The organism is Caballeronia glathei, assembly GCF_000698595.1.
GTDB classification, from domain to species: domain Bacteria; phylum Pseudomonadota; class Gammaproteobacteria; order Burkholderiales; family Burkholderiaceae; genus Caballeronia; species Caballeronia glathei.
In genome coordinates this window covers 1-12,992 of sequence record NZ_JFHC01000123.1, presented here as the reverse complement: position 1 = coordinate 12,992, position 12,992 = coordinate 1, and the positions used below count along the sequence as shown (strand labels likewise).

The following is a 12,992-nucleotide window of genomic DNA, read 5'->3' as shown; positions in this document are numbered from 1 at the left end:
ACTTCTCACTGACCGGTGCGCGGGTCGCACGGGTACTTGAACAGCTGCGCCAGCAGGGACGTAAGCCCCAGCTCATACAGGTCGACAACGGGCCGGAGTTCGTCAGCAAGGCACTCGATGCATGGGCGCACAAACATGGCGTCAGGCTGCAGTTCATCCGGCCCGGCAGGCCGGTGGAAAACGCGCACATCGAGAGCTTCAATGGACGGCTGCGGGAAGAGTGTTTAAACCAGCACGCGTTCATCAACCTTGATAACGCACGCGAACGTATTGAAGCCTGGCGAATCGACTACAACTCGGTTCGCCCGCATAGCGCCCTCGGGCAACTGGCGCCGGACCAATTCCGGCTCTTGCATCAACCGAAAACCAGCCCGCCACCTAACTTGCGAATGGTGCACTCGGCGGGGTAAGGTCAATCGCGCCCTCGATCAATCGGCCATTGGCTGCACGAGACCGCACACTAGCTGCGACGCGCCGACCTGCCCGGGACATGTTCTCGAGGTGCCGTTGTAGACCGTAATGTGATCGGACGGAATTTCAGCGCGCTACATCCACCTACGTCCGCTTTAAAGCATCATCGGCAGCCAACGTCCGTGCCCATGGATTGTTAGCCATCGCACAGTCTGGGGTATTTACACGTCGCCCCCCAGCATTGACCGCCCTACGCTCTGTGAACAACAGGTAATACTCAGGGATGATTTATGAAAAAGATATTGTTCTTTCTCGCCATCGCTGCATTGGGCGTCGTTATCAGGGTGACCGCATCCGGCGCACGCGGAGCGGCAGGAAAGCCTGCTGTCGCAGCCGACTATGAGTCGGAAGAGTCTGATCGAATCGACCACCAGCTCGCGCAGATGATGAACATGATCAATAAGCAGGCACCGGTCATGGTCGATAAGGATACTAGACTTGACAATACTTGGGGCCTTGCGCACCACTTTCGCTATAACTACACCTTGATCGACTACGATGGCGCAGAAGTCTCGGCACAACAGTTTACAGCGGCCATGCGATGCTACCTGCGAGTGGGGTAACGGTGTCCTTTGCATACAAGGGCAACGATGGCGCCGACATCGCAATTATCTCTATTCCCCGGGAAGAATGCAGATTAGCTGGAAGCATGTGAGATGTCTCACGGCGCGATGCGCGGAGCCACCCTGGGATAGATAGCGGCCTTCTACTTAGGGCGAGCACGAGCGGTGCTGCTTGCGGCGCGGCCTCCACCAACCGATGCTGCTGCTGCACGATGAGGCCCCATCCGGATACGCCCCAGATCGTCAGCGCAATGGCGGTACGCACCACATGGGTCGATGTCCACGGCAGAGCACAGACATTGGCGATGGCGAACCACAAAGTTACGCTAATGATCGTGCGACTGGGAAAGCGATCGACCAGCCCGCCGCACAGCGGATTTCCGACTGTCCCGACGATACTCCAGAAGAGAGGGTCATGTCGGCGCTCGTCTTGACCCAGTATCGATGGGGGACGTGAAAATTGCGCCTCCATAGAGGAGTGAGATCGGCAAACGGGGACTTGCCGGTAAGAGGGCCGTTGTCATACGGCCCATGCCGAGGAGAAAAGCAACGACGACGACCAGGGATTGCTTTGGCGTGTGACCGAAGTCTTCATAGGTCGTTCTGCAGCTAAAGATGATCGCTACATATGCACTCATCCAGCTTACGTTGGTACTGACGGAGACGACGAGAACAAGACAACAAGGCCTTCTAGTAGCGTCGGGTGAGTAAGGATGGCGTCGCGCAACGCCGTATAGGGGAGGCCCGCTATCATGGCGACTTGAACGGAAGCCATGATCTCACCGCCATCTATGCCGAACACGGTCAGGCCAAGTATGCGGTCACTATTAATGTCAACCAAAGCCTTGATAAACCCGCGTGTTTCAGACAAAGTACGCGTGCGCAACACCGCCGCCATCGGGATTTTGAACAGGCGATAGGGGATCGCCCGCGCGCCAGCTTCCGTCTCGCTAAGGCCGATTCGCGCCACTTCTGGGTCGGTAAACATGCAGAATGGCACTAGCCTCCCTGTTGTTACATGATTGCCTCCAGCGAGGTTGTCGCGGATCACGCGGAAGTCGTCGAAGGCGACGTGCGTGAACTGCGGGCTGCCAGCCACGTCTCCGACCGCCCAGACACCAGCCGCTGTTGTCTCGAGTCGCTCATTGACCTTGATATAGCCGCGATCCGTCGTGTCAACGCCGGCCGACTCCAAACCGAGGCCTTGGGTGTTAGGCGTTCTGCCGGTGGCAATGAGAAGATGCGTGCCCTCGAGAGTTCGCTGCGATGCACCCTGTCTCACAATGACCGTGACAGCCTTGCCTGACGTACCCGAGACACGCTCAACGTGCGCACTAAGGACTAGCTCGATGCCCTCCTCCTGAAACAGCTTGCTCAGGCCTTCTGCTATGTCCGGATCTTCACGATGCACCAATCGCTCATTTCGATCAATCACGGTGACCCGGCTTCCAAATCGACGCATCGCCTGCGCTAACTCCAGGCCTACGTACCCACCTCCCATGACAAGAAGGTGTTGAGGGATTTCGCCGAGTTCCAGCGCCTCGATATGCGTCAAAGGCTGCGCTTCAGCAAGACCAGGAATCGGCTGCACGGCCGCGGTCGTTCCTGTGCCGATGATCACGTTCGTACCACGCAGCGTGCGGGTCGTACCGTCGGGCAGCGTGACCTCGACCGTCCTGGGGCCAGTGAACTTGCCGTAACCTACGATCAGCTCCGCTCCGCTCTTTCTGAAGTTCTCGACGTGGATGTCAACAAGTTCCGCCACCATCTCGCGTTTTCGATTTCTAACCGACTCCATGTCGATGGTAAAGCCGGTCGTCCCGATGCCAAATTCTTCGCCTCTACGAAAATAGGAGGCGACTTTCGCGCTGTGAATAACGTTTTTGCTTGGCAGGCAAGCGATGTTGGGGCAAGACCCGCCAATGTATTTTCGTTCCACAACGACGACACGCTGCCCCTGCTTCGCGAGCGTCCACGCGACGTACTTCGACGCCTCTCCGCTACCGATTATGACGAGGTCGTATTCCTCGATAGATCGAAAACCCGCAGAAATCGTTTCAACGGATTGGCCAGAATGCAGATCGTCAGCCATGAACCCTCCTTTGCTCAGAGGAATGCCGCAATGGGGTGACAACGCCCTTTCCGGCAGAAAAAGCACTCAGTTCAATCGGGCCGGTCATCGTGACTGCGCTCGTCGTCTTCTCCGCACGCAGGCGGTATCGGCGGCCGCGGCCAGAACCCTTGCAGTTGCGCATGCGCCTCGGCCGTAAACGTTCCGGGCCAAGTGCCAACGAGGATAGCAAGCGCCGTGCGCGCATCCAGCAAAAGCGTGGCGATCCGCGCATCGTCAGGGCTCTCACCCCACAGCGCGCGTTGCACCGTTGCGACCGCGCCGCAGCCCGCGACGCACTCGATTACCGGTATGAAGCGCTATTTACGAGCGACGAGCCGTACACATGCGCCAGCGCGGTGAGCACCGCGAGTTCAATGCGGGTCGGCTTGATCGGCCGCTCGGGCGACGCCTCGCCGTACGCAGTCAGCTTGGCCGCGCTAGCACGCCGGCGCTGCGTAACGGCGTCGTGCCACAGCTTCACGGGCGCGACTTCCGCATCCGAAAATCGGTTGTTCACAGGTGGCACGCGCCTCCCGCTGTCCACGAATTCTAACTCTCTGACGTTACGCCCAAACGCCATCCGCTTTCGCCGATTGCTGCTGTCCACTCGAAGCCCTTGAGCAACCGGCGGTCCACCGCCCCGGGGATTGGAGTGGATCTGTGCTGAATCTTGGATAGCGACGCACGCTAGGCCGATCCCGATCCCCGTGGAGGCCCGTACCGGACGACCTACCCTGCCACCATCCGCTCGGTGCCTGCTCGACCGGATTAGTGTCGTGAATTAGAAGTTCGTTGAATCAATTCCAAGACGGCACGCTGGCTTCGATCGTGCGCAGAAAGCGCAAGAATTCGCTGCACCGGTGGCGCCGATGTACCTCGCCGATTACTTCACCGGCGGTCCAATCCGCAGGGGCGGCGTCAGCGCATATAGTGCGTTCCGGGCCTTCTTGAGTTCGCGCAAGGCGGCCGAGAACTGCGCAAGTCGAAAGCTCGGAGGACGAGAACCGGGTAGCCTACTAAAGCCTTGCTGCAGAGCTGCACCCGCGAATAGAGCGTCCGCTCGGCCTTTGCGATCCGCGCAAGCGTCGCGATAACGTCCGTTTGATGTGTCATCACCGGGGTTGGTAAGCCGTTGCTAGAAAAGAACACCAGCGGACGCCGTCCGCACATCGGAGGGCGACGCCCAGCCGCCGCCAAGGGCACGGAATGTACCTACCGCAGCGCGCGCCAGTTCCGCGCGGACCCTATCCAACTCGTCGCGCGCGACGAGGAGCTGGCGATCCGCATCCAGTACGTCCGTAAGGGTAATGGCGCCCGCCTTGTAAGCGCGCTCGGACAAATCGCGGGCCCGCGTGAGCGACGCGACCTCATCCTGCAACTCCTGCCTGCGCGCTTCCGTCTGTGAAAGCGCCGTGAATGCGTTCTCTACGTCCTCCGCGGCCTTGAGGACAGACAGCCGGTACAGGGCGAGAGCTTCCGCGTTGGCACCTCGCGCCTGCCTGACTTCTGCATCGACCCTGCCGAAGTCGAACAGTCGCCACCGAAGTGCCCCCGTACCCGCGGCCTGAAACGCACTTGCGGTAAAAAGATGGCCGGCGCTGATGCTGTCGAATCCCAACAAGCCGGATAGCGAAACCTTCGGGTAGTAGTCCGCGATCGCCGCACCGATGCGCTCATTGGAGGCCGCCAGCCGACGCTCGGCGGCGATGATGTCAGGTCGGCGCCGCAGAACATCGAGCGGCTGATCGCTATCGTCGATTCTCGGGATCGCGGGGATCGGCCCGGGGATCGCGAGTTCCTCTGCGTATGTCCCCGGCTGCGCGCCCATGAGCACATCGAGGCGATTCATTTGCGCTTCCAGCGCCGTGCGTAAAACAGGCACAGTCGCCATTGCCTGCTTCAAAAGCGCCTCTGCCTGAGCGATCTCTCTCTCGTCTGACGCTCCCGCGCGACGCCGGACCCGAACCAGTTCGAGAAGGCGCGCGTCAGTGTCGATCTGATCCTGCGTGACCGCAAGCCGGGCCTGGAACCCTCTGATCTGCAGGTAGGCATCGGCGGCATCGGCGGCCACGGTGATCCGCGTGCCGAGCTGCTCCGCCTGGGCAGCCTGCGCTTCCTCGCGCGCGGCCGCGGCATTTCGACGCAGCCCGCCCGCGACATCGATCTCCCAGCTCGCCACGGCTCCGGCGGTGGAGTCGCGCTGGTCGCGGCTATAGCCCGGCAAAGTCCTCGCGATCGAGCCGATTGGACTCTGCAGGCTCTGATGTAGGGCAGTGCCGCTTGCGTCGAAATCGAGCGTCGGCAGAAGCTGCGCCCCTGCTCCCGCCGCGACTGCCCTCGCCTGTTGAACCCGGGCGAAGGCGGCGGCAAGATCGAGATTCTGTGCCAGCACACGCTGAACGACCGTGGCCAATGTCGGGTCGTTAAAGCCTGTCCACCAGGTATCGAGCGGAGGCGCAGGTGTCGACGGCCGCGCGTCATTCGTCGCGACGCGATTGTGGAACGGGGCGAGATGCGTCGACGGCGCCTCATAGTCGGGGCCCACCGCACAGCCCGATACCGCCGCCGTGAGCGCCACGACCGCAGTCATGGCACGCAGCAAGCTCCAACCCTTTCCGAGGGCAAACAGTTCGGGCGTGCCCGCCGCGCTGTGCGGCGAGCATTCCGATTCGGCCTGATTGGGCGGGTCGTTGTGCTTCCTGCTGCGTGGCCGACCGGTGGAACCATGCGGAGAGGCACGATTCGATAGCCTTCGAACATTGGCGATAGTCGAACTCATGTGCGCTCCTAGCGGCCGAATGTGCGGATGAAGACATAGAACGCGGGCGTGAACAACAGTCCGAAGCACGTCACGCCCATCATGCCGAACAGCACCGCCGTGCCGAGCGACTGCCTCATTTCGGCGCCGGCTCCCGTTGCGACCGCGAGCGGGGCAACCCCGAGAATGAAAGCGAACGAAGTCATCAGGATCGGACGAAGGCGTGTGCGCGCAGCGTGAACCGCGGCATCAATCGCGCTGGAGCCTTCGTCCTCTTTCTGACGCGCAAATTCGACAATCAGGATGGCGTTCTTGGCAGCCAAACCGACGAGCACGACGAAACCGATCTGCGCCAGGATGTCGATGGGCATGCCACGGGCGATCAGACCGGTGACCGAGGCGAGAATGCACATCGGCACGATCAGCACGATCGCGAGCGGCAGCTTCCAACTCTCATACTGCGCGACCAGAACGAGAAACACGAAGAGTGCGGCGGCACCGAAGACCAGCAGCGTCGGTGTGCCCCGCTGCTGCTGCTGATAAGCCAAGTCCGTCCATTCGAAACCGATACCCTGCGGCAGAACCTTATGCGCAAGCTCTTCCATGCGATGCAGTGCCGTACCGGTGGCAACGCCAGGAGCCGCAACACCTTGGACCTCCGCGGCTGGATAGAGGTTGTAGCGCGGTACGCGATACGGAATCGTATGGCTTTCCATCCGGGCCACGGTGCCGATCGGCACCATCTCGCCGGACTGGTTGCGCGCCTTAAGACGCGTGATATCGGCGGGCGTGCGCCGGAACTCCCCGTCAGCCTGCACGATGACCTGGTATGTCCTGCCCAGATAGTTGAAGTCGTTCACGTATTGCGAGCCCAGATAGACCTGCAGCGCGGAGAACACGTCGGTGGGTGTCAGGCCGACTTTCTCGGCCTTCACACGATCGATATTCGCGAACACCGACGGCGATCCGGCATTGAACAGGGTAAATACCCCGGCGAAGCTTGGGTCCTTGTTGGCGGCAGCAACGAGGGCATTCGCCGCCTGCACGAGCGCTTCCGGACCCAGCCCCGCGCGATCCTCCAGCATCATCTTGAAGCCGCCCGAATTGCCGAGACCCTGCACCGGAGGCGGAGGGATGGTCAGCACGCGGGCGTCCTTGATCACGGACAGGCGTTCGCGCAACCCGGCCAATACCGTGTTCGCGGTCACGCCGGGAATCTCGTGGTTATAGAGCGAGGGCAAGCCAGAGAAGATCGTTGCCGAGTTCGAGGCCACCGTGAATGTCGTGGCATCGAGCCCGACAAACGGGGCGACGTGCTCGACGCCGCGCGTCGACAGGATGATGTCGATGGCTTCGCGGACCACTTTCTCTGTGCGCTCCAGCGACGCGCCCGGTGGCAACTGAACGACGGTAATCAGATAGCCCTGATCCTGCTCGGGAATGAAACCCGTCGGCGTGCGCGAGAACTCGACGCCCGCGACACCGATCAGCACCACATAGACAGCCAAAACGACGGTCAGCCCTCGCACCAGGCGGCGTGTGACGTCGCCATATCCGAATGACACCCGATCGAAAGCGCGATTGAAGCGATCGAAGCCCGCATGCAGCAAACGCCCCGCAACGCCTGCGCGCGATGCGTCGTGCGGCTCGTGTTCCTTGAAAAGCACCGCGCAAAGGGCGGGACTGAGCGTGAGCGATACAAAGCAGGAAATCACCGTGGATGCGGCGATCGTCACCGCGAACTGGCGAAAAAACAGTCCCGAGATCCCGCTCAGGAAGGCAGAGGGGCAGGAACACAGCGCACAGCGTCAATGCGATCGAGAGCAGCGCCCCGCCCACTTCGTCCATCGTACGATGCGCGGCTTCCTTCGGAGACATGCCCGAGCGCATGTTGCGCTCCACATTCTCGACCACCACAATCGCATCGTCGACTACGATACCGACCGCAAGTACAAGACCGAACAGAGAGAGATTGTTCAGCGATATCCCGAATGCCGCGAGAACGATGAACGATCCAAGCAGGGAGACGGGGATCGCGACGACCGGGATCACCGTGGCTCGCCAGCTCTGAAGGAACAGGAAGACGACGCCGACCACGAGCAGAATCGCCACGAAGATCGTGACGACCACCTCATCGACGGACTTGCTGATGAAAATTGTCGGATCGTAAATGACCTTGTAGGCCACGCCTGACGGAAAATCTTTCTTCAAGCCGCGCATTGCCGACAAGACCGCTTGCTCGACCGCAAGCGAGTTCGCGCCGGGCTCGGCGTAGATGAGCAACGTCGAAGCGTTGCTGCGATCCATGAACGCGGTTGAGCCATAATCCGCCGCCCCGACCTCGACGCGACCAATATCGCGAATGCGCGTCACGCGTCCTTGGGGATCGGACTTCACGACTATGTCGGCGAACTGCTGCGGCGTGGACAATCTTCCGAGCGCCTCGACATTGATCTGGTACGCCTCGCTACTCGCCGAGGGTGGCTGGTTGAGGATGCCGGCTGAGACTTGCAGGTTCTGTGCGCGCAGTGCCGTGAGAACCTCGCTGGCATTCAGATTGTTTGCGGCAACCTTGTCGGGATCGATCCAGATACGCATCGCGTACTCGCGCGCGCCCTGGAACTGCACGTCGCCTACACCGGCCAAGCGCGCCAGCGTGTCCTTCACATGCAGGGTTGCATAGTTCGACAGATACAACGTGTCCCGCGATGTGTCGGGCGAGTAGAGATGGATCGCCAAGAGTATGCTCGGCGTCGATTTTCTGACCTGCACGCCCAGCCGCTGGACGTCCTCTGGCAGCCGCGGCAAGGCGTCCTGCACACGGTTTTGCGTCAACATCTGCGCGACGTTCAGATCAGTGCCGATCCGGAACGTCACGGTCACCGTGAGCCTGCCGTCACCCGTCGACTGGCTGCTCATGTACAGCATGTTCTCCACGCCATTGAGCTGCTGCTCGAGCGGCGTCGCCACCGTGCGTGCGATGGTTTCCGCGGATGCGCCGGGATACGACGTCGTGACCTGAACGGTGGGTGGCACGATTTCCGGATACTGCGCGACCGGAAGCACGAACATCGCGCCGATTCCGATCAGCGTCAGGAAACTGCTGACGACGGTCGCAAAGCGCGGCCGATCAATGAAAAAATGGGCAATGCGCATGATTCGGGTCTTCCGTTTCTAATCCTGATTGGTCGCGTACCGGATCGCGCCGTCGCGCGTCGACACCATTGCTCCGGGCGCGGCGAATGGCAGTCCGTCGATGATTACCCGGTCACTCGGAGCAAGGCCGGAACGGATCACCCGCAGCCCGCCGCGCATTTCGCCGACCTCGACCTGCTTCGACGCAACCGTGCCGTTGGCAGCGACTGTCATGACGACGTGCCGGGATTGGTTCGGTCGCACCGACGCGTCCGGCACGAGCATCGTCGGCGCCGGATGCGCGACGGCGAGCCTCACGCGGGCGAACTCGCCGGGCGTCAGGAGAAGATCGGCATTCGGAACCGTCGCCCGGGCGTGAATAGTTCCACTCGACCGATCGAGGACGTTGTCGAGGAAGTCCAGGGTGCCTTGCCGTGCAAACGCCTTGTCGCTACCCAGCGCAAGTTCCACGTTGCCCGGCAGCGCGCCCTTCTCCTGCGCCCGATAATCCAACAGGGTCTGGAAATCCGACTCGCTGATATCAAAATCCAGATGAATCGGGTCGAGCGAGACGAGCGTCGCCAGCAAGGTCGTCGGACTGGTTGCCGCACGACTGCCGGCAATCAGATTGCCGACCGAAACGAGATGGGTACCGATACGTCCCGTGAATGGGGCCGTGATACGGCAATGATCGAGGTCGAACCGGGCGTCGCGTATTCGCGCCTGAGCATCGTCAATTGCCGCTTGGGCGGCCTGCCGCTCAGACGTGCGTTGCTCGACGTTATGTGCCGTGCCGGCGTCGTTGTCTTGCAGCTCCTGGGCACGATGAAGTTCCTTTTCAGCGAGCACGAGCCGCGCCTTCGCCGTCTCGAGTTGTGCTTTTGCCTGAGCGAGCCTGATTTCATAAGGGACCGGATCAATCGCGAAAAGCAGATCCCCCTTGCGGACAATCGCTCCGTCCTTGAAATAGATTCCTGTCAACGTGCCGCCGACCTGTGCCCGCAATTCGACTTGATCGACCGGCGAGAATTGTCCAAGGAATCCCAGCCGTGTATCGAGTTCCTGTATGAGCGGCTTGCTTACCGTTACCTGAGGCGGCGCCGACGGTCGTGCGTCAGCGGAGGAATCGCTTTCGCCGCGTGAGTGGATGAACCATCCAACCCCTAAAGCCGCTGCCGCAATGCCGGCAATCATCCACCCCCTGACCAACGACCGGTTAAAGGCACTTCTGCCGCTGCCTTTCCGGGCCTGCCCGCTCTCCAACTTTGTCTTTGCGTCCACTCGCTTTCACCTTCGATGATCTGCTACCTGCTACCTTCATGTCGACGGACCCTGAGGCGCAGCATTCCCATTCCCGGATGCGCGCTTCATAGATCGCCAAAGTCGTCTCCGCCCGGCAAGCACTCATCGCCACGAAGGCGACGTCCCTCTAGATAGGCCGCGAACGACTCGGTTTGGCTTGGCGATGCCCACGCTTCTCGCAAACGTGCCCACGAAATCGTCGGTATGCTTGCGTCCCAAAGCACTCACTCAAGATATGCAGACACTCTCACTCTCCTGATTCACAAGTTCGTGACTCGTTTCCACTACTCCGAGCTAGCCTTCTATAAATTCGTTATCCTGCTTTTCATCGCGTAAGCGCGACATCCCGATCGGAGCGTCTTCCTGCAGCGGAAATTGCTTTTGCCGCTCGTTCTGTCCCTTACGCGCCAATCGCTCATCGCGCAGGCCGTTGCGAATAGCAATTTCTTAAGCGTCAGGCAATGGCGAAGGGAACACCGAAGAGATCCCTAAAAACCGGCTGTCCATAACCATGCAGTGGCTGCCGGTTCGTATCAGGGAATAAGAAGGATTTTTCCAGGCTGATGTTTCGAGCTGTCAATAAATTGATGCGCCCGGCGTGCGTCGGCGAGTGGTAGAACATCGCCTAAGCGGGCTTTGAGCTGACCGCCGGCCGTAAGGCGGACTAGCTCTTGCAAAATACGGGTGCCAACTTGCACCAACAGAAAGTCCGAGCGCACCTGTTCGGGCAGTTGTGCACTATCGGGTTTTTGCACTGCGGAGACAACTACCCCGCCAGGGCGCACGAGCGAATAAGACTGCTCCAGCGCTGAACCGCCTACCGTATCGATGACGGCGTCGAAACTGGCGATATATGGCTCCACGCGGTGCATGCCTCGCTCGATGATTTCAGTTGCTCCCAAGTCCCGCACGTGATCTGCCTGAGCGTCCGAAGCGGTTGCAACGACCTCGGCACCGCCAAGGTCCGCGAGCTGTACGGCGTATCCTCCGACGTTGCCGGCCCCACCGAGTACCAGAACACGCTGCCCCGCCTTCATATTCGCGAACTCGTGCAGCATCTGCCATGCGGTTACCGCGATGACGGGCATCGATGCGGCTTCCTTGAAAGTCATGCTGGAGGGCTTCGCGGCGATCATGTCGACCCTGGCTCTCGCATACTGCGCGTAACCGTTCGTAAAACGACGGTTCGTCACGCCGAAAATCTCGTCGCCTACAGCGAATTCGTTGACGCCGCGACCCACCTCAACGACGACCCCTGCAATGTCGGAACCGGGGGTCAGAGGCAGCGGCTGCGGAAGAACGCTCTTTCCGGCGCGAATCCACGCGTCCCACGGGCCTACGCCCGCCGCCATCACCTTGACGACGACCTCCCCTTCGGCTGGCGCTGGAATCGGTAGCTGGCGGATCTGAAGCACGTCCGGTCCGCCATACTGGTCAATTTGAACTGCTTGCATCAATGCTGTCACTTTATGCTCTCCTCGATCGCCGCGTTCGACAGGTTTGAACCTCGCACAACAACGATCAACTGAACGTTTAACATCTCACTGGTGTTCAAGCAGCTGCTTGACAGGGTCGTTTTCCAGAGAAATTGCAAACACCAGAAGCTTTGCTGCCACAGCCCATCTGGTCACGTTCCTCGCGGCCGGTTATCTCGGCTCGTCGGGATTCCGGCTCGCTCCGTGCCGCGTCCGCTTTCACGATAGCGATACGCGGCCTCGGACAAGACAAAAGCGACCGCAATCAGTCCCGCGCCAACGATGCTCAGGTAGTGCCGATCGATGAACAACAACATCAGCCCGCCGAACACGGCCGAGCAGGCAAGCCCGGTATGGGTGGCCGTGTTGTTCAGGGCGAGCACGAGCGGCGCCGCCTGCGGCGCGATTTCCACCAGCCGGTGCTGCTGCGGCACGATGAGACCCCATCCGCATATCCCCCAGATCGTCAGGGCAACGGCGGCACTCACCACATGGGTGGATGTCCAGGGCAGAAGGCAGAAATTGACGACGGCAATCCACAGGGCCACATTGATGATCCTGCGGCTGGGGAAGCGATCGACCAGCCGGCCGCAGAGCACGTTTCCAACTGTCCCGGCGATACCCCAGAAGAGCAGCATGCCGGCGAGTACGCGTTCGTCGCCGCCGGTCACACGATCGAGCACGAGGCCCGCGTACGTATAGACCATCAGGAATCCGCCAAACGCGAACAGCGAGGTCAGCAGGGTCAGTGCAATGCGGACATCGCGAACCGGCGCGAGCCTGTCCCTTAGCGTCACGACTGGCGGCTGGGGGAGCGAGCGCAGCATCGTCCACACGCCAAGCATTGCAACAAGGCCCAGCACCGTGACGAACCAAAGCGTGGTCCGCCAGCTTCCGAACCCTCCGATGAACGTACCGATCGGAGCACCAAGAGCGGTTGCTCCGGTCAGTCCGGCGGTCACGATCGAAAGCGCTCTGCCTCTCTTCTCAGGAGCAGCAAGCACGGACGCAACGCCCAGTGCGGTGGGCGAGAACAGGGCCGCGCCGAACCCCGCCAGCACGCGGCTGAGAAGCACCGTGTTCACGTCGGTGGCCAGCGCACTGATCGCATTGCCGGCGACGAAAATGCCGAGCGCCAATACGAGAATGAGCTTGCGCGGCCACGCCCCGGCCAC

At 60.9% G+C, this 12,992-nt stretch carries 8 protein-coding genes and 1 pseudogene; 2 read left to right on the top strand and 7 right to left on the bottom strand.

Annotated elements, in window-relative coordinates:
* On the top strand, positions 1-410 hold a 410-nt coding region (locus tag BG61_RS36385), incomplete at its 5' end, for an IS3 family transposase (protein WP_035942958.1).
* A 291-nt stretch (positions 411-701) separates the two neighbouring features.
* Positions 702-1,034 (top strand): hypothetical protein, encoded by a 333-nt coding sequence (locus BG61_RS36380; RefSeq protein WP_035942956.1) that lies wholly within the window; start codon positions 702-704, stop codon positions 1,032-1,034.
* A 643-nt stretch (positions 1,035-1,677) separates the two neighbouring features.
* Here BG61_RS36380 and BG61_RS36375 read toward each other — a convergent pair.
* The 7 genes and pseudogenes from BG61_RS36375 to BG61_RS36345 form a co-directional block, all read right to left on the bottom strand.
* A complete protein-coding gene (locus BG61_RS36375; RefSeq protein WP_051673033.1) occupies positions 1,678-3,126 on the bottom strand; it encodes a dihydrolipoyl dehydrogenase family protein in 1,449 nt (482 codons plus the stop codon).
* A 322-nt stretch (positions 3,127-3,448) separates the two neighbouring features.
* Complete coding sequence (locus BG61_RS39565) at positions 3,449-3,664, bottom strand: hypothetical protein (protein WP_051673032.1); 216 nt, start codon at positions 3,662-3,664, stop codon at positions 3,449-3,451.
* 618 nt (positions 3,665-4,282) lie between these two features.
* A complete protein-coding gene (locus BG61_RS36365) occupies positions 4,283-5,737 on the bottom strand; it encodes an efflux transporter outer membrane subunit (protein WP_035942954.1) in 1,455 nt (484 codons plus the stop codon).
* Positions 5,738-5,934: 197 nt separating this feature from the next.
* A pseudogene (locus BG61_RS36360) lies at positions 5,935-9,061 on the bottom strand (efflux RND transporter permease subunit).
* An 18-nt stretch (positions 9,062-9,079) separates the two neighbouring features.
* A complete protein-coding gene (locus BG61_RS36355; protein ID WP_152565275.1) occupies positions 9,080-10,234 on the bottom strand; it encodes an efflux RND transporter periplasmic adaptor subunit in 1,155 nt (384 codons plus the stop codon).
* A 641-nt stretch (positions 10,235-10,875) separates the two neighbouring features.
* On the bottom strand, positions 10,876-11,808 hold the full coding sequence (locus tag BG61_RS36350; RefSeq protein ID WP_081868310.1) for an NADP-dependent oxidoreductase: 933 nt from the start codon (positions 11,806-11,808) through the stop codon (positions 10,876-10,878).
* A 161-nt stretch (positions 11,809-11,969) separates the two neighbouring features.
* Positions 11,970-12,992 (bottom strand): MFS transporter (locus BG61_RS36345; protein WP_035942948.1); only part of this gene is annotated, 1,023 nt, incomplete at its 5' end.

Excerpts from the sequence above, each read along its gene's own strand:
- BG61_RS36380 (WP_035942956.1), top strand. The coding sequence starts at position 702 with ATGAAAAAGATATTGTTCTTTCTCGCCATCGCTGCATTGGGCGTCGTT.
- BG61_RS36375 (WP_051673033.1), bottom strand. The coding sequence starts at position 3,126 with ATGGCTGACGATCTGCATTCTGGCCAATCCGTTGAAACGATTTCTGCG.
- BG61_RS36365 (WP_035942954.1), bottom strand. The coding sequence starts at position 5,737 with ATGACTGCGGTCGTGGCGCTCACGGCGGCGGTATCGGGCTGTGCGGTG.
- BG61_RS36355 (WP_152565275.1), bottom strand. The coding sequence starts at position 10,234 with ATGATTGCCGGCATTGCGGCAGCGGCTTTAGGGGTTGGATGGTTCATC.